15 protein-coding genes are annotated in these 16,746 nt (G+C 63.9%); 7 read left to right on the forward strand and 8 right to left on the reverse strand.

The annotated features are described in order from the left end of the window. Positions 1-95: 95 nt before the first annotated feature. The 4 genes from ACYVNQ_RS29555 to ACYVNQ_RS29570 form a co-directional block, all read right to left on the reverse strand. Positions 96-836, reverse strand: coding sequence for a TetR/AcrR family transcriptional regulator (locus ACYVNQ_RS29555; RefSeq protein ID WP_460907585.1), 741 nt, complete (start codon positions 834-836; stop codon positions 96-98). A 434-nt stretch (positions 837-1,270) separates the two neighbouring features. Beyond that, a complete protein-coding gene (locus ACYVNQ_RS29560) occupies positions 1,271-2,158 on the reverse strand; it encodes a diacylglycerol kinase (protein WP_460907587.1) in 888 nt (295 codons plus the stop codon). 21 nt (positions 2,159-2,179) lie between these two features. After that, complete coding sequence (locus ACYVNQ_RS29565; RefSeq protein WP_460907589.1) at positions 2,180-3,214, reverse strand: glycosyltransferase family 4 protein; 1,035 nt, start codon at positions 3,212-3,214, stop codon at positions 2,180-2,182. Positions 3,215-3,317: 103 nt separating this feature from the next. Then, positions 3,318-4,259 carry a UDP-2,3-diacylglucosamine diphosphatase gene (locus ACYVNQ_RS29570; RefSeq protein WP_460907591.1) on the reverse strand — a complete coding sequence of 314 codons (942 nt, stop codon included), beginning with the start codon at positions 4,257-4,259 and terminating at the stop codon, positions 3,318-3,320. Positions 4,260-4,588: 329 nt separating this feature from the next. On the opposite strand from ACYVNQ_RS29570, the gene ACYVNQ_RS29575 reads away from it, so the two are divergent. From ACYVNQ_RS29575 to ACYVNQ_RS29590, 4 genes are all read left to right on the forward strand, one after another. Continuing rightward, positions 4,589-5,653, forward strand: coding sequence for a LacI family DNA-binding transcriptional regulator (locus ACYVNQ_RS29575; RefSeq protein ID WP_460907593.1), 1,065 nt, complete (start codon positions 4,589-4,591; stop codon positions 5,651-5,653). 84 nt (positions 5,654-5,737) lie between these two features. After that, a complete protein-coding gene (locus tag ACYVNQ_RS29580; RefSeq protein WP_460907595.1) occupies positions 5,738-6,694 on the forward strand; it encodes a substrate-binding domain-containing protein in 957 nt (318 codons plus the stop codon). Between the two features lie 106 nt (positions 6,695-6,800). Next, the gene (locus ACYVNQ_RS29585; protein ID WP_460907597.1) at positions 6,801-8,411 is read left to right on the forward strand and encodes a sugar ABC transporter ATP-binding protein; all 1,611 of its coding nucleotides are present in this window, start codon (positions 6,801-6,803) and stop codon (positions 8,409-8,411) included. Between the two features lie 15 nt (positions 8,412-8,426). After that, positions 8,427-10,028 (forward strand): ABC transporter permease, encoded by a 1,602-nt coding sequence (locus tag ACYVNQ_RS29590; RefSeq protein WP_460907599.1) that lies wholly within the window; start codon positions 8,427-8,429, stop codon positions 10,026-10,028. 15 nt (positions 10,029-10,043) lie between these two features. On the opposite strand, the gene ACYVNQ_RS29595 is transcribed toward ACYVNQ_RS29590, so the two are convergent. The 4 genes from ACYVNQ_RS29595 to ACYVNQ_RS29610 all read right to left on the reverse strand — a co-directional run bounded on the left by ACYVNQ_RS29595 (position 10,044) and on the right by ACYVNQ_RS29610 (position 12,618). Next, the gene (locus tag ACYVNQ_RS29595; protein ID WP_460907601.1) at positions 10,044-10,637 is read right to left on the reverse strand and encodes an RDD family protein; all 594 of its coding nucleotides are present in this window, start codon (positions 10,635-10,637) and stop codon (positions 10,044-10,046) included. 194 nt (positions 10,638-10,831) lie between these two features. Beyond that, positions 10,832-11,617, reverse strand: a complete 786-nt coding sequence (locus ACYVNQ_RS29600; protein WP_460907603.1) for a DUF3106 domain-containing protein — start codon at positions 11,615-11,617, stop codon at positions 10,832-10,834. 18 nt (positions 11,618-11,635) lie between these two features. Then, complete coding sequence (locus ACYVNQ_RS29605; RefSeq protein ID WP_460907605.1) at positions 11,636-12,058, reverse strand: DUF3619 family protein; 423 nt, start codon at positions 12,056-12,058, stop codon at positions 11,636-11,638. Continuing rightward, a complete protein-coding gene (locus tag ACYVNQ_RS29610; protein WP_460907607.1) occupies positions 12,055-12,618 on the reverse strand; it encodes an RNA polymerase sigma factor in 564 nt (187 codons plus the stop codon). Before ACYVNQ_RS29610 ends, ACYVNQ_RS29605 begins: the two co-directional genes overlap by 4 nt. Positions 12,619-12,987: 369 nt before the next feature. On the opposite strand from ACYVNQ_RS29610, the gene ACYVNQ_RS29615 reads away from it, so the two are divergent. The 3 genes from ACYVNQ_RS29615 to ilvC all read left to right on the forward strand — a co-directional run bounded on the left by ACYVNQ_RS29615 (position 12,988) and on the right by ilvC (position 16,486). Further along, positions 12,988-14,751 (forward strand): acetolactate synthase 3 catalytic subunit, encoded by a 1,764-nt coding sequence (locus ACYVNQ_RS29615; protein WP_460907609.1) that lies wholly within the window; start codon positions 12,988-12,990, stop codon positions 14,749-14,751. Between the two features lie 112 nt (positions 14,752-14,863). After that, positions 14,864-15,355: an acetolactate synthase small subunit gene (gene ilvN, locus ACYVNQ_RS29620; RefSeq protein ID WP_007588180.1), complete on the forward strand. Its 492-nt coding sequence runs from the start codon at positions 14,864-14,866 to the stop codon at positions 15,353-15,355. Between the two features lie 114 nt (positions 15,356-15,469). Continuing rightward, positions 15,470-16,486, forward strand: coding sequence for a ketol-acid reductoisomerase (gene ilvC / locus ACYVNQ_RS29625; RefSeq protein WP_460907612.1), 1,017 nt, complete (start codon positions 15,470-15,472; stop codon positions 16,484-16,486). Positions 16,487-16,746 lie beyond the last annotated feature (260 nt).

Raw genomic sequence — 16,746 nt, forward strand, 5'->3', positions numbered from 1 at the left:
TTGCTTCCTTGATGCGGATGGCGGGTCGCTGCCGCCGGCCGGCCCGGGCGTGAGCCCAGGTACGGCTACGCCGCGCCCGACCGGCAGCGGTGCTGCTAGTTCGAGCGCTTCGCCTCGCTGCGCGCGCTGCCCGCAGCGCCGGCGGGCTCGCGCGGCGGCAGATAGTCGTAGAACTCGCGTTTGGGCATGCGGCCCGTGACGAGATCGTCGAACAGTTCGCGCGAACGGCCGCGCAGATACGGCGCCATCAACGACACGATCTGCACGCTGACCTGATGCAATTCCGCGCGGATCGAATCCGGCTCGTTGTATTTGCGCGGGTTCATCACGAACTGATACGACAGCCAGTATGTCGCGATTACGCCGATGCTGGTAGACATCACCTGAATTTCTTCCGGCGTCGCGACCATCTCGCCGTCGGCGACCAGTTGCTCGCAGAACTGCCCGGCAAAGCGCACCTTGTGGCTGATGATCTGCTTGAAATGCGTTTCGAGCATGCGGTTACGCGCGAGCAGATCGTTCAGGTCGCGGTACAGGAAGCGATAGCGCCACGTGAACTCGACCATGTACTGCAGGTACGACCACATCTCGTCGATGGTGGCGCGGTGATTGTCCGGAAACCGCAGACGCTTTTCGATCTCCTGCTCGAACTGGCTGAAGATGCTGTTGATGATGTCGTCTTTGTTGCGGAAGTGGTAGTACAGGTTGCCTGGACTGATCTCCATCTCTTCGGCGATCGTCGTGGTGGTGACGTTCGGCTCGCCGATCTCGTTGAAGAGCTTCAACGAAAGCTCCAGTATCCGTTCGCGGGTGCGGCGGGGAGGTTTGGCTTCCATGTCGTCCTGCCCTGTATGTTGCCGGGCCAGCACGAAAACCGCATGCAATGCGGGCGGCCCGGTACGACTGGTTATTTATGAGAATATTTGAAGATTATAAACCGACCGTTCGAATCTCCGGCCAGCCATTCGGGGGCGTTTCAGGGTATACGTGTGGTCGGCTGGCGGCCAATGCGGTGGTCGCCATCGAAGTGGTTGCTTTTGCGATGGCCGTCGATACGGTGGGCCAATGCGGTGGCCGGCAGTGCGGGCAGCGTCATTGCGCTGGAGGGCATTGCGGTGGGCCGATGCGCGATGGCCGTCATTGCAGCGGCAGGCAATATGCGCCGGCGCCGCCGGGGCAACCGGCGGCGGGGCACAGACACGGGGTTATGCAGCAGGACTGATGCAGCGGCCCGAAGCCGCAGACTGGCGCAACGGGGCAGCCCCCGCTTCTAATGCAACAGCATGCCGACCCAGCGCACCACCAGCGGGCCGACGATCAGCGCCCACGTCATCACGCACATGAACAGCGCGACCATCACCGCGGCGCTGCCCAGATCTTTCGCACGCCGCGAAAGCTCGTGGCGCTCGAGCGAAATGCGGTCGATCGCCGCTTCGACGCTCGAATTGAGCAACTCGACGATCAGCACCAGCAGCACCGAGCCGAGCAGCAGCACGCGCGATACCGGCTCGACCGGCACCACGAGTCCGCACGGCACGAGAATCGCCGCGAGCGTCAGCTCCTGACGGAACGCACTTTCTTCGCGGATCGCGACGCGAAAGCCCGCCAGCGAATTCTTCATCGCGTGCCACGCGCGCGTGACGCCGCGATTGCCCTTGTACGGATTGAACGGCAGCGGCGCGAGCGGATCGTCCGTGCCGAGCGGTTCGTGCGCGTCAGGTGCGTCGCTGCGCGGGGACGACGAAGGACGCATGTCGGGTTTCCTCGGCGAGATCGGATGATCAGAATAGCGCATGCGTACGGCGCCGGCCGCTGAACCGTTGTGCGTGTGTGGGGACGCGCCGTTGCGCGGCGCGTCGTCGTGACGGGCGGGGCGGCTGCGACTGCCGTGGCCGTCATGCGCGGCATTGGCTTCGGCCTCGGCATCGGGCGTGGCACCGCCGCCGGTACCGGCAACGGCGTCTGCCGCTGCGTCGGTGCGGGCGTTTGCCCGACCGTCCGCATCAGCGTCTACACGATCGTTTGCCGCAGCATCGGCCCGGGCGTCCGCCTGATCGTCGTGAATGTCGGCGAACGGATCGTCGCCGGCATGATGAGTGTCGTCATGGTGCTGCGCGCGGGGCAATGCGCGCAGCACATTCGATGGTCTGGCTCGCATAAAAGGCTAGCCTCGTGCGCGTTACGCGGGCGCGTTTTCTTCGCGCTGATACGTGCTGCGCGGCAGCGGCTTCAGATGCGCCGCGAACTGCTCGGAAGCCGCTTGCCACGAGAAGCGCTCGGCCCATGCGCGAGCATGGTTGCGATCGATCTTCAGCGCTTCGAGGCAGGCTTCGCGCAGGTCTTCGTGCATCGCGCCGGCACCGCCGTCGCCGAGCACGTCGATCGGGCCGGTCACCGGGTAGGCCGCCACCGGCGTGCCGCACGCAAGCGCTTCGAGCAGCACGAGGCCGAAGGTATCGGTGCGGCTCGGGAACACGAACACGTCGGCGGCCGCATAGACCTTCGCCAGCTCAGGTTGCGATAGCACGCCCAGATAGTTCGCCTTCGGATAGCGCGACTTGAGTTCCCCCAGCGCCGGGCCTTCGCCCGCCACCCACTTCGAGCCGGGCAGATCGAGTTTCAGAAACGCCTCGACATTCTTCTCGACCGCCACGCGTCCCACATACAGGAAGATCGGCCGCACCGTGTTCAGCACCTTCGAATCCATCTGGTGGAAGATGTCGAGATCGACGCCGCGCGTCCACAGCACCACGTTCGTGAAGCCGAATTTTTCGAGGTCGGTCTTCACCACCGGCGTGGGCGCCATCACTGCCAGCGAAGCCTTGTGGAACCAGTGCAGAAAGCGATACGTGAACGCCACCGGAATGCCGAAGCGCGCCTGCACGTACTCCGGAAAGCGCGTGTGATACGCGGTCGTGAACGGCAGCTTGTGTTTGATCGCATACGAGCGAGCCGCGAGGCCGAGCGGCCCTTCGGTCGCGATATGCAGCGCATCCGGGGCGAACTCGTCGATGCGCTGGCGCAGATGGCGCCTGGGCAACAGCGACAGCCGGATCTCCGGATACGTCGGGCACGGAATCGTCTTGAACTCGAGAGGGGTCAGCATCTCGATCTGGTGGCCTAGCGCGGTGAGTTCGCGCGTCGTGTTCTTCAGCGTCCGTACGACGCCGTTGACTTGCGGCTCCCATGCATCGGTGACGATCATGATCTTCATCGGTGTAGCCCTTGTCGAAAGAAGTGAAGCAGCAGGGAATCGTGACAATGCGGCGGCTATGCGGCGATCTGGAGGCGCGGGCGGGCGTGCGCCGGCGTGGTCGTCATGCGGTGGCGCGGGCTTTCTGCGCGCGTACCGGCGGCGCCTGCATCACGGTCCAGTAGATCACCTTCAGTTCGCCTTCGTAGGTTTCGACGAGCGCCGACAGGCTTTCCACCCAGTCGCCGTCGTTGCAGTACAGCACGCCGTCGATATCGCGGATCTCGGCCTTGTGGATATGGCCGCACACCACGCCGTCGCAGCCGCGGCGGCGCGCTTCGTCGGTCATCACGCGCTCGAACGACGAGATGAAGTTCACCGCATTCTTCACCTGGTGCTTCAGGTACTGCGACAGCGACCAGTACTGAAAACCGAGCCGGCTGCGAATCCGGTTGAACCAGCGGTTCAGCACGAGGATCAGCGTGTACAGCGTGTCGCCGAGGTAGGCGAGCCACTTGGCGTGCTGGATCACGCCGTCGAACAGGTCGCCGTGCACGATCCACAGCCGCTGGCCGGCGAGCGTGGTGTGAAACGCTTCGCCGCGCACGTGGATGTCGCCGAACGCAAGGTCGCAGAACTGCCGCGCGCCTTCGTCGTGATTGCCCGGAATGTAGATGACCTGGGTGCCCTTGCGCGCCTTGCGCAGGATTTTCTGCACCACGTCGTTGTGCGCCTGCGGCCAGTACCAGCCCTTTTTCAGCTGCCAGCCATCGATGATGTCGCCGACCAGGTACATGTATTCCGAGTCGTTGTGGCGCAGAAAATCGAGCAGATAGGATGCCTGACAACCGCTCGATCCGAGGTGAATGTCGGACAGCCAGATGGTCCGGTAGCGATGCACTTCGTCGGGATTGTCGTCGTGCGGTGCGTCGCCGGTGTCGGGTATTTCGGGCAGGTTGGGCAGTGGCAACGAGCCGCCGGCGGGGGCGTTGGGGCCGAAGCCGACGGTGTCGACGCTCGGGCCAGTCTGGCGGAACAGGGAAGTCACGGACGTCTTCGAGGCCATGGCTCACGCGTCTGGTTGCATTACCCGCATTGCGCCATCGCCGGATGACGGAGCCGTGACATTCACGAGAATTTCTTATTACGCGAATTGTGTTGTGGTTGACGCGACACAGGCGCGACTTTTCGCGGTCATGACGGCGACACAGCGGTGTATCAGTGCAATGCGCAGCGCAAAGCGCGCAGCAATCCGAACCGACCGGCACACGGATGCGCACGAATGTGCACGAATGCGTCGGGAAAGCCCCAGGCTTGTGCATCTTGCAGCACTGAAAACGATTGCATATGCTCTGAAACGTTTCAATCGCCAACCGATGCACGAGGCTGCCGACGATGGGCATACCCGACAGGTTGTTGCCTACGCTGCGCGACGTCGCGAATGCGGCGGACGTGTCGGTCGGCACGGCGTCAAAGGTGCTGTCGGGCGGCGGCGGGGTCAGTGCGGCGCGCGCGCAGCGCGTGTGGGACGCGGCGCGCCGGCTCGGCTACCGGCGCAACGGCATCGCCGCCGACTTGCGGCGCGGGCGGCCCACGTCGATCGGCTTCGTGCTGCCCGATCTGACCAACCAGTTTTTCGTCGATATGGCGCGCGCGCTGGAAAACCATGCGCTCGAGCATGGCTACCAGCTGATCATGGCGCACGCGGACGAAGACCCGCAACGCGAACTCGAGCGGATCCGCTTCGTGTTGTCGCGCCAGGTGGCGGGGATGATCATCATTCCGTGCCGCGGCTACGATCACGCGATCGACGAAGTGCGCGAATGCCATGTGCCGCTCGTGATGGCGGATCGCGTCGACGAAACCTTTCCCGCGCATACGGTGACCACCGACAGCCACGGCGCGTCGCTCAGCGGTACCGATCATCTGATCGCGCTGGGGCACCGGCGCATCGTGTTTCTCGTCAATACGCTCGACCTCGTCAACTCGCGCGAGCGCGCCGACGGCTATATCGATGCGATGCGCCGCGCGGGGCTCGACGATCACATCCGGGTGATCGAATGCGGGATGACGGCGGCCGAGATTCACGCGTCGACGCTCGACGTGCTGAGCCGCGGTGCCGGGCGGCCGACCGCGCTGTTCGCCGGCGGCAACGTCACCACCCTGGGTGCATTGCGTGCGATCCGCGATGCGGACTTGCGGCTGCCGGAAGACATCTCCCTGCTTTCGTTCGACGATGCGCCGTGGATGTCGGTACTGCGGCCTTATCTGAGTTCGATCCGGCAGCCGGTCGAGGCAATCGGCCACGCCATCTGGCAACTGATGCTGAAGCTCTTGAACGGCGAGCGCGGCGAGCCGGTGCATCTCGCTTTCAAGGCGGAATTGCTGGTGCGCGAGAGCACGGCTCAGGCGCCGGCGGCGCCGCTAGCCGAACGGGCTACCCGACATGCGTATTCGTAGTAGCAGCACTGCAGCACCGAGGCATCGTCACTAAACACAACGTCGCATCACGTAATGCGCGCTGACAAAGATAGGAGACATTCGATGAACCGCAATCGCCGCTTGATTACCGGCGCACTCGTCGCGGCGCCGTTCGCCGGGATGATCGTGAAGGCCGGCTATGTGCACGCGCAACAGGACAAGAAATATCGCTTCGGTTTCTCGCAGGTCACCACCGTCGAACCGTGGCGCGTGCAGTTCAACAAGGACATGAAGGCCGAGGCCGCGAAGCATCCGAACATCGAACTGGTGATCGCCGATGCGAACGATCGCACCGACAAGCAGAACGCCGACATGGAGAACTTCATCGCGCAGAAGATGGACGTGATTTTCATCTCGCCGAAGGAGTCGGCTGGACTGACCGGCGTGGTCGAAAAGGCATACAAGGCGGGCATTCCGGTGTTCGTGCTCGACCGCGCGGTGAATGGCGACGCGTTCACGCAATTCGTCGGCGGCGACAATACGCTGATCGGCAAGGGCGTCGGCGAATTCATCGTGAAGACCCAGGGCGGCGCGGGCGCGGCGAAGGGCAATATCGTCGAAGTGTGGGGCGGCTTCGGCACCCAGGCTTCGCACGACCGGCACGACGGCATGATGCAGTCGGTCGGCAAGCAGCCGGGGCTGAAGATCGTCGGGCAGCGGGTCGACTGCGACTGGAAGCAGGACAAGGCCTACGACTACATGAAGACCGTGCTGCGGGTGAATCCGCAGGTCGACCTCGTGTTCGCGCATAACGACCCGATGGCCTATGGCGCGTATCTGGCGGCAAAGGATGCGGGCGTCGAGAAGAAGATCAAGTTCGTCGGCGCGGACGGGCTGCCGAATGAGGGCGCGGTGTGGGTCGAAAAGGGCATTCTGACCGCGACCTTCGTGTATCCGACGCCGGGCGCCGAAGCGCTGCGGCAATCGCTGAAGATGCTGGCCGGCCAGAAGATTCCGAAGCAGGTGATTCTGCCGACCCAGGGAATTTTTGCGGACAACGCGAAGCAGTTCGTTGGTTGACCGCACGGGGCATACGGAGCAGGGCATACGGCGCACAGCGCGCACGGCGCAGGGCTGTTGATGCAAGCCATGCCGCCGCGCGCTGCATCAGCACGGAATCCTATCTATGACGCTATCCGCTGCAGGCAACCATGCTGGCGCGTCGGCTGAGTTATCGGCTGATTCGATATCTGATGTGCGGTCGGCGCAGCCGCGCGCGTCGGGCCGCGGCACACCTGCGCTGGTAGCCGCCGCGCACGTGTCGATCGCGTTCAACGGCAGCGCCGCGCTGACCGACGTCGATTTCGACGTCGCCGCCGGCGAGGTGCATGCGCTGGTCGGCGAAAACGGCGCCGGCAAGTCGAGCCTGATGAAGATACTCGGCGGCCTGTATCTGCCCGACGCCGGCGCGATCTCGGTCGCCGGCGCGCCGGTTGCATTTCGCACCAGCGCCGATGCGATCGATGCGGGCATCGCGATCATTCATCAGGAACTGAATCTGGTCGACAGCCTGACGGTGGTCGACAACCTGTTCCTCGGCAAGGAAATCACCACGCGCTTCGGCTTCCCGGATCACAAGGCGATGCGCGCGCAGGCGCGTGGGGTGCTCGCGCAGCTCGGCTTCAAGCCATCGCCGGATGCGCTGGTCGGCGCGTTGCGGATCGGCGAGAAGCAATTGATCGAGATCGCCAAGGCGCTGCTCGCCGACGCGCGCGTGCTGATCATGGACGAGCCGACTTCCGCGCTGTCCGATACCGAAACCCAGGCGCTCGAGCGGCTGGTGCGCGCGCTGCGCGAGCGCGGCATGGGCATCGTGCTGATCAGCCACCGGTTGCAGGAAGTGTTCGATCTGGCCGACCGCGTGACGGTGCTGCGCGACGGCCGCCATATCGCGACGCTGCCGATTAGCCAGGTCGAATCGGCCGAGCAGCTGGTATCGATGATGATCGGCAAGCACTTCGTCGCGCCGCAGCGCGAGGCCGGCGCGGTGCGCGCGGCGGCCGGCGCGATGATTTCCGTGCGTGAGCTGACGCTTGCCGGCGAGCATCGGCCGGTGGTGGACCGCGTGTCGTTCGACGTGCGGCGCGGCGAGGTATTCGGGCTCTCCGGGCTGCTCGGCGCAGGCAAGACCGAGATTCTCGAAACGCTGTATGGCGTGTCGTCGTATCGCGTGGCTGGCACGATCGAGATCGGCGCGGCGCGTCGGATGTTTCGCACGCCGGCCGAAGCGGTGGAGGCGGGCGTCGCGTTTGTCACCGAAGATCGCAAGAAAGACGGGCTGCTGGTCGACCAGTCGGTCGAGGCGAATCTGATGCTGCCGAGCCTCGCGCATATCGAAGGGTTCCCGTTTTATCGGCGAAGGGTGGCGGCACGGCGCGTCGCCGCGCAAAGCCGCGCATCGAACGTCAAGCATGGTGGCGCTAGCGAGCCGGTTGCGACGCTGTCGGGCGGGAATCAGCAGAAGCTGATCATCGGCAAATGGTTGATGACGCAGCCCGCGATCCTGCTGCTCGACGAGCCGACGCGCGGCGTCGACGTGGCCGCGAAAGCGGAGATCTACAACCAGATTCTGCAGGCGGCGCGTGCGGGGCTGACGGTGGTGGTCGCAAGTTCGGAAATCGACGAGCTGATGCTGATGTGCGACCGCATCCTCGTGCTGTGCGAAGGTCGCGCGGCGGGTGTGCTCGAGCGCAGCGCGTTTTCTGCCGAACAGCTTGTGAAGCTGGCGTCCCCCTGATTGCGGAGACAATCGATGATGCAAACAACGGATCACCCGGCCGATCGCGTGGTGAACGAGGCCGCCCTCGATCTCGTGCCGGACCGTCGGCAACAGCGGTTGCGCGCATGGCTCACGAACGTGAAGTACTACCTCGGGCTGATCGTGCTGCTTGTGCTCGGCGCACTGAGCTCGCCGCATGCGGCCGATGGCAGCAATATCTTTCTGTCGGCGGCGAATTTTTCGGATGTGTTCCGGCAGGTCGCGAACGTCGGCGTGTTGTCGGTCGGCATGACGCTAGTGATCATCACTGCGGGCATCGATCTGTCGGTGGGCTCGGTGATGGGGTTCGGCAGTGTGCTGACTGCAATCCTGCTGACTACGGCGGGCAGCAATACGGCGTCGTGGACGGCGCTGGCGCTGGATGCGCTCAGCATCTTCGTGATCGTGTTTGCGTTGACGGGGCGCGTGGTGCGGCGTGCAAGGCGGGCGAGCGGGAGCGGCGCGTTGCAGGGGACGGCGTTTGGGGCTGCGGGTAGTTCAGGCATGACCGCTGGCGGAAGTGTGCGTGATACGGTGGGGGACGGCGGCGCGGTCGATGCATCTCTGCGTGCTACTGGCGCAGGCGATTTATACGCAGCGCCGCTAGTGGCAACCGAGGAGGGCGTTTCGCATGCTGCGTCTTCGGCCATGCCCCGCGCGAGTTCGATCGCGACCTCGCCCAGCGGCTTTGCATCGCCTCGCACGATCGGCGCGCGCGCACCGGGCCGCGTCGGTTTGCGCGCCGGCATCGCGCTGGTCATAACATTCGCGCTGTGCGCATCGGCATGGCATCAGCTGCCGGCCAAAGTCTCGCTGCTCACCGTGCTGTGGATGGTGCCGCTCGCCGGTCTGGCGATCGGCGCATTGAACGGCTGGATCATCACGCGCGGCCGCATGCAGCCGTTTATCGTGACGCTCGCGGCGATGGTCGGCGTGATGGGCGTCGCGCGTCTCGTCGCGGGGCAGGACACCGCCGTGTACTCGATCTACAGCGGCAGCAACGCCACCACCGACATCGAATATCTGCGCGCGCTGCTGTTCGGTGTGGTGCCGGTGCCGACGCTGTTTTTCATCGTGATCGCGCTGATCGCGGATTTCGTGCTGAATCGCACCGTGTTCGGCAAGTATCTGTACGCGATCGGCGGCAATGAAAAATGCGCGCGCATCTCGGGGCTAAAGGTGGATCGCCACAAGATCGCCGCGTATGCGATTTCCGGAATGCTCGCTGCGCTGGTCGGCGTGCTCTATGCGGCGCAGTACCGGCAAGGCAAGGCCGATGCGGGTGTCGGCTGGGAGCTCGATGCGATTGCCGCTGTCGTGATCGGCGGTACGAGCTTGATGGGAGGTGTCGGGCGCATCGCGGGCACGGTGGCCGGGGTGCTGATCTTCGGGTTTCTCGGCAATATCCTGCTGCTCAACAATATCGACAGCAATACGCAACTGGTGCTGAAGGGGCTGATCATCGTGATTGCGGTGTTCCTGCAGCAGACCCGCATGAACCCGCAGACGATGCTCGCGCGGTTGCGCGGGCGGCGCGTGACGCTGCAGGCGCCGCCCGCGCCGTCGGGGTCCGGGGATGCGGCGCAGAGGGAATGAGGCGCTGCGGCCGCTTCAACGCGTAACCGCGACGATCCGCGTGCCCGCCAGTTTGTCGTGCGGGAATTGCCGGTCGTCGAACAGCCTGGCGCTTGCGGCCCATGCGACCAGCCACACGCACGCCACGCAGAGCGTTTGCGGCACGCTCAAGCCGAGCAGCGGATGCAACACAAGCGGCGGCAAAAACCACAGCCACGCCAGCAGATAACGGACGATCGCGCGCGGCCACGATAGCGTCGCGCCGTCTTTCGCGCGCACCACGCGCAGGCGCCAGGTTTTCATCGGCAGTGTCTGGCCGCCGTGCGTCCAGCACCACGCGAAGTACACCCCGACGACCAGCCCGATCCACGCGGCGAGCCATTGATGGTGGACGAGGCCGTTGCGCTGTTGCGTCAGTGTGCTGAACAGATAGCCGGCGATAAAAACGATGCCGAACAGGATGACGGCTTCGTAAATGAGCGTCGCGACGCGTCGGCGTACCGACGGCGGTGCAGCGGGCGCGTCGGGCGTAGCGGGCAGTGCGGAACTGGATGCGGTGCCCGGCGCGGCCGCGCGGGACGATCGGGACGACGTGGAAGGCGGCGTGGCGGATGGCGCGTCGGTTGTCATCGGTATCTCGGCTGTCTCCTGGCGCATCCGGTCTGCGCGTCGCGATGGACGTAGCCGGTGCGGCGGTCGTTGTAGCCGGCGCATCGCGCATGGGCGCCGCCGGTTTTTGCGCTACGCCCGGCGTCAGACCCGTGGCGGTGGGCTATTGTCGCCGATCGCCGGCCTCAGGTGCAGCCGTGGTTTGCCCGGCCCGCTCAGGACCCTTGATACACCGAAGGCGCCTCGGACGGCGACACGGGCGTCCGTGGCGCCGGCACGAAGCTCGCCGGCGACGGAATCGCCGGCACCGCCGCCGGCGGTACCGGTAGCGATGCCGCCGCGGTCTCGGACACGCCGGCCGCCGCACCCGACGTATGCGGCGCGCTCGCCGCGCGTTCCTTCGCGTTGACCAGCCGGTTGATGTCCTTGATCTCGGTCTTGCCGGAAGGCGGCGCGCTGACCACCGTCGGCCGCCGCTTGTGCTCGCTTGCGGCCAGCTTTTCCTTCTGTTCCTCAGGCAACTGCTGATACGCCTTCCACGCGTTCTGCCGCGTCTCGCGCGGCAGGTTCTTCGAGATCTGGTAATTCTCGCGCGCAATGCGTCGCTGCTCGGGCGTCATGCGGACCCATTCGTCCATTTGCTCGTGCAGTCTTTTCTGTAATTCTGGCGCCATTTTCGGGTAACGTGCGGCGATCTTCAGCCATTTCCGCTTACGCTCGGTGCTGAACGTATCCCACACGCCGGCATAGGGCGCGAGCGCCACGTGCTCCGCATTCGACAGCCGCGACCATGCGAGCGGATCGGCTTTCTGCAACCCCGGAATATCGACCGTCAGGCCCGGCGCAGCCGCCTTGGCCGGCGCGGGTGCGGCAGCGCCCGCAGGCGACGCCGACGCCGGCGCGTGAGCCGGCGGATAGAAGCGCGGATAGGTCGCGGCAAACGCCACCACGGCCGCAATCACACATCCGGAGACAACGGCGAGGCCGCGCTTGTAACTCACCCGAAAACTCTCCCCGATTTAGCGCGCGCGCGACAGGTAAGCGTTGAACCCGTGATCGAGGTAGGCGGTGAGCGGCAGATCGTCGCTCAGCATCGCGGCGTCGATGTCGGCCAGTTCGGCGGTGCGCTGCTGGTCTTCCCAGTACGCGATCCCGACCAGGCTGATCACCAGCGCGGCAAGCGGCCACGCCAGCGCAAAGCGCCGCAGCTTCGAGCGGTGCGGCCCCGGTGCGGTGGCCAGCGTGCCCGCGCCGGCCATGCCGGCCGGCACCAGCACCGGCACGAACTTGCGCGCCGGCTCCGGCTTCTTGCGCGCGAGCGCGGCCTGGCGCGCGGCGGCGAGCCGGTCGGTGGTGGCTGACGGTATGCGGGCGGCGTTTTCGTCGAGCGCGCGGCGTAGCTGCCGCGCGAACTCGAGTTCTTTATCGGGAGTGGAGCTCATAGCGTGATTCCTTTGGCCTTGAGCGCGTGTGCCAGCGTGTGGGTGGCCCGCGAGCAATGTGTTTTCACACTGCCTTCGGAGCAGCCCATCGCGGCGGCAGTCTCGGCGACATCCATATCTTCCCAATAACGCATGAGAAACGCCTCCCGTTGACGTGCCGGTAACCGTTGGATTTCTTCGTCGATCAGCTGTAAAACCTGTTCCCGCTCCAGCCTTGTTTCACCGCTCTCCGCGGCGGTCGTGCCGTCCTGCGCGTCGAAGCTTTCAAGCAGGTCGAACTCTTCGTCGTCGGCGTTGGTCAGCGACGAGAACAGGCTGACCCACGTGTTTCTCACCTTCTGGCGGCGGAAATAGTCGTGCGTCGCATTCTGGAGAATACGCTGAAACAAAAGCGGCAGCTCAGAGGGCGGGCGATCGCCATATTTTTCGGCGAGCTTGATCATCGCATCCTGCACGATGTCGAGCGCAGCGTCGTCGTCCCGCACAGCGTAGACCGTCTGCTTGAACGCGCGTCTTTCGACGCCCGCCAGAAAATCGGCGAGTTCCTTGTCTGATGCCATCCGTGCTGGGTCGGCGCCGCATTAATGCGGCGGGTCGGTCAAAAGGTGCGGCGCAGGAAGCCGCCGAAAAATATCGTAAAACTCGCGGATGCTAACAAAATTTGGCGTCCGCCTGGGGAAAACCGGCAGATCGATGCATCCCGAAAATAATTCCGCAAGGGTCTTGCGCGTTGATGCGTAAGGCAATTATTGCTTGACGGCGCGTTACCTTAACGATATCTTCGCAGGTTCGCATTATAAGTGACTAGTCTCATTTGAGGCGGGCCCAAGAAGTCCGCCGGTCAAACTGGACGCGCCGCTTGAACCCGAGCCACAAGCCCGGCAGAGAGCACCCGATCAATTTTTTGCCGAAAATTCGAAAGGTGAATAATGAACATGCCCAGCGCGGAATTCTCCACGTCGGATACCACACCCCAACACGAAGCTGAGTCGATCGGCGCCACCGTGCTCATGCGCGCACTGGCCGACGAAGACGTCGAGTTCGTCTGGGGCTATCCCGGCGGCTCGGTACTCTACATCTACGACGAGCTGTACAAGCAGGACAAGTTCCAGCACGTTCTCGTGCGTCACGAACAGGCCGCGGTGCATGCCGCCGATGCCTATTCGCGCTCGACCGGCAAGGTCGGCGTCTGTCTCGTGACCTCCGGCCCGGGCGTCACCAACGCGGTTACCGGCATTGCCACCGCGTACATGGACTCGATTCCGATCGTGATCATCACCGGCCAGGTGCCCACTGCGGCGATCGGCCAGGATGCGTTCCAGGAGTGCGACACGGTTGGCATCACGCGTCCCTGCGTGAAGCACAACTTCCTCGTGAAGGACGTGCGCGATCTCGCCGCTACCGTCAAGAAAGCGTTTTACATTGCCCGTACCGGCCGGCCCGGCCCGGTGCTGATCGACATTCCGAAAGACGTGTCGAAAACACCGTGTGCCTACGAGCCGCTCAAGAGCGTCACGCTGCGCTCGTACAACCCGGTAACGAAAGGGCATTCCGGCCAGATCCGCAAGGCGGTCTCGCTGCTGCTCGGCGCAAAGCGCCCGTACATCTACACCGGCGGCGGCATCATCCTCGCGGATGCGGCGCGTGAGCTGAACCAGTTCGCCGATCTGCTCGGCTATCCGGTCACCAACACGCTGATGGGGCTGGGCGGCTATCGCGCGAGCGACAAGAAATTCCTCGGCATGCTAGGCATGCACGGCACCTACGAAGCCAACATGGCGATGCAGCACTGCGACGTGCTGATCGCGATCGGCGCGCGCTTCGACGACCGTGTGATCGGCGACCCGGCGCACTTCACGTCGCAGCCGCGCAAGATCATCCATATCGACATCGACCCTTCGTCGATTTCGAAGCGGGTGAAGGTCGATATTCCGATCGTCGGCGACGTGAAGGAAGTGCTGAAGGAGCTGATCGAGCAGCTGCAAACGGCCGAGCATGGCCCGGACACCGAAGCGCTCGCCGCGTGGTGGAAGGACATCGAAGCCTGGCGCGCGAAAGATTGCCTGAAGTTCGACCGCAAGAGCGAGATCATCAAGCCGCAGTACGTGGTCGAGAAGCTGTGGGAACTGACCGACGGCAACGCGTTCGTGTGTTCCGACGTCGGCCAGCATCAGATGTGGGCCGCGCAGTTCTACCGCTTCAACAAGCCGCGCCGCTGGATCAACTCGGGCGGCCTGGGCACGATGGGCTTCGGCCTGCCGGCGGCGATGGGCGTCAAGATCGCGCACCCGGACGACGAAGTGGTGTGCATCACGGGCGAAGGCTCGATCCAGATGTGCATCCAGGAACTGTCGACGTGCAAGCAGTATGAAACGCCGATCAAGATCATTTCGCTGAACAACCGCTATCTGGGCATGGTGCGCCAGTGGCAGCAGATCGAATACAGCAAGCGCTATTCGCATTCGTACATGGATGCGCTGCCCGATTTCGTGAAGCTCGCCGAAGCGTATGGCCATGTCGGGATGCGAATCGAGAAGACCGCGGACGTCGAAGGCGCATTGAAGGAAGCGCTGCGCCTGAAAGACCGCACGGTGTTTCTCGACTTCCAGACCGATCCGACCGAGAACGTCTGGCCGATGGTACAGGCCGGCAAGGGCATCACCGAGATGCTGCTCGGTTCGGAAGATCTATAACGGCTGGCCTACGCCGGCCTCGCAGCGCACGCCTTCAAAAAAGGCGCAAGGCGGGCGGGGCGGCGGGGCCGGTGCGAATAAATCGATATATCGACATCTGGAACAAGCGATCATGAGACACATTATTTCCGTGCTGCTGGAGAACGAACCGGGCGCGTTATCGCGCGTCGTCGGTCTGTTTTCGGCGCGTGGCTACAACATCGAAACCTTGACGGTGGCGCCGACCGAAGACCGCTCGCTGTCGCGTATGACCATCGTCTCCATTGGCTCGGACGACGTGATCGAGCAGATCACGAAGCATCTGAACCGCCTGATCGAGGTGGTGAAAGTGGTCGACCTGACCGAGGGCGCCCACATCGAGCGCGAGCTGATGCTGATCAAGGTGAGAGCGGTCGGCAAGGAGCGTGAAGAGATGAAGCGGATGTCGGATATTTTCCGCGGCCGCATCATCGACGTCACCGAGAAGACCTACACGATCGAGTTGACGGGCGCGAGCGAGAAGCTCGATGCGTTCATCGAAGGGCTCGATGCGACCGCGATTCTCGAAACCGTCCGCACCGGCGGCTCGGGCATCGGGCGCGGCGAACGCATTCTTAAGGTTTGACGCCGCTGTTTTTCGTTACAGTTATCGATCTGGCCGGTTACGCGCGTTTCGTGCGTTCCGGCCACGAAACAAAGCGCAGCATTTGATTTCACCGTATATCGCCAAGGAACAGACATGAAAGTTTTCTACGACAAGGACGCCGACCTCTCCCTCATCAAAGGCAAGCAGGTCACGATCATCGGCTACGGCTCGCAAGGCCATGCCCACGCACTGAACCTGAAGGAAAGCGGCGTGAAGGTGACGGTTGGGCTGCGCAAGGGTGGCGCTTCGTGGAGCAAGGCCGAGAACGCCGGCCTGACCGTGAAGGAAGTGGCCGAAGCCGTGAAGGGCGCTGACGTCGTGATGATGCTGCTGCCCGACGAGCAGATCGCCGAAGTCTACAAGAACGAAGTGCACGCCAACGCCAAGGAAGGCGCTGCGCTGGCCTTTGCGCACGGCTTCAACGTGCACTACGGCCAGGTGATCCCGCGTGCGGATCTGGACGTGATCATGATCGCGCCGAAGGCGCCGGGTCACACGGTGCGCAGCACGTACTCGCAAGGTGGCGGCGTGCCGCACCTGGTCGCAGTCGCGCAAGACAAGTCGGGCGCAGCACGCGACATCGCGCTGTCGTACGCAGCAGCGAACGGCGGCGGCCGCGCCGGCATCATCGAAACGAACTTCCGCGAAGAAACCGAAACCGACCTGTTCGGCGAACAGGCCGTGCTGTGCGGCGGTACCGTCGACCTGATCAAGGCTGGCTTCGAAACGCTGGTGGAAGCCGGCTACGCGCCGGAAATGGCGTACTTCGAGTGCCTGCACGAACTGAAGCTGATCGTCGACCTGATCTACGAAGGCGGCATCGCGAACATGAACTACTCGATCTCGAACAACGCCGAATACGGCGAGTACGTGACGGGCCCGCGCATCATCACCGACGAAACCAAGAAGGTGATGAAGGATGTGCTGAAGGACATCCAGACCGGCGAGTACGCGAAGAGCTTCATCATCGAAAACCGCGCTGGCGCGCCGACGCTGCAATCGCGTCGCCGCATCACGGCTGAACACCAGATCGAACAGGTCGGTGCGAAGCTGCGCGCGATGATGCCGTGGATCGCGAAGAACAAACTGGTCGACCAGTCGAAGAACTAAAACGCGTGGCCGGGTTCGCCCGGTTTTCGCTGCCCGGCGCGCGGCTTGGCGCCGGCACCCTCATAAAGCCGTCCAGGTGTGCTGAACCCTGGACGGCTTTTGCTATCCTACGGGTTTTACGTGCGACACGCACGCTCGTGTCCGTCCGCCTCACGTTACGAGGCATCGACCTTGAGGGTTATTGGGAAGGGCTTCGGCCCGACTCACCATGCCCTCCGCAGGCGGCTCCCTTGTGAGCCGCACTTTAAGTAGTAGATGTG

The organism is Paraburkholderia jirisanensis (assembly GCF_054782355.1).

What these genes read in the sequence shown, in the direction of transcription:
- ACYVNQ_RS29570 (WP_460907591.1), bottom strand. Translation starts at nt 4,259, where the DNA reads ATGGCCTCGAAGACGTCCGTGACTTCCCTGTTCCGCCAGACTGGCCCG.
- ACYVNQ_RS29560 (WP_460907587.1), bottom strand. Translation starts at nt 2,158, where the DNA reads ATGCGAGCCAGACCATCGAATGTGCTGCGCGCATTGCCCCGCGCGCAG.
- ACYVNQ_RS29610 (WP_460907607.1), bottom strand. Translation starts at nt 12,618, where the DNA reads ATGGCATCAGACAAGGAACTCGCCGATTTTCTGGCGGGCGTCGAAAGA.
- ACYVNQ_RS29580 (WP_460907595.1), top strand. Translation starts at nt 5,738, where the DNA reads ATGAACCGCAATCGCCGCTTGATTACCGGCGCACTCGTCGCGGCGCCG.
- ilvN (WP_007588180.1), top strand. Translation starts at nt 14,864, where the DNA reads ATGAGACACATTATTTCCGTGCTGCTGGAGAACGAACCGGGCGCGTTA.
- ACYVNQ_RS29615 (WP_460907609.1), top strand. Translation starts at nt 12,988, where the DNA reads ATGAACATGCCCAGCGCGGAATTCTCCACGTCGGATACCACACCCCAA.
- ACYVNQ_RS29565 (WP_460907589.1), bottom strand. Translation starts at nt 3,214, where the DNA reads ATGAAGATCATGATCGTCACCGATGCATGGGAGCCGCAAGTCAACGGC.
- ACYVNQ_RS29555 (WP_460907585.1), bottom strand. Translation starts at nt 836, where the DNA reads ATGGAAGCCAAACCTCCCCGCCGCACCCGCGAACGGATACTGGAGCTT.
- ACYVNQ_RS29605 (WP_460907605.1), bottom strand. Translation starts at nt 12,058, where the DNA reads ATGAGCTCCACTCCCGATAAAGAACTCGAGTTCGCGCGGCAGCTACGC.
- ACYVNQ_RS29585 (WP_460907597.1), top strand. Translation starts at nt 6,801, where the DNA reads ATGACGCTATCCGCTGCAGGCAACCATGCTGGCGCGTCGGCTGAGTTA.
- ACYVNQ_RS29575 (WP_460907593.1), top strand. Translation starts at nt 4,589, where the DNA reads ATGGGCATACCCGACAGGTTGTTGCCTACGCTGCGCGACGTCGCGAAT.
- ACYVNQ_RS29595 (WP_460907601.1), bottom strand. Translation starts at nt 10,637, where the DNA reads ATGACAACCGACGCGCCATCCGCCACGCCGCCTTCCACGTCGTCCCGA.
- ilvC (WP_460907612.1), top strand. Translation starts at nt 15,470, where the DNA reads ATGAAAGTTTTCTACGACAAGGACGCCGACCTCTCCCTCATCAAAGGC.
- ACYVNQ_RS29590 (WP_460907599.1), top strand. Translation starts at nt 8,427, where the DNA reads ATGATGCAAACAACGGATCACCCGGCCGATCGCGTGGTGAACGAGGCC.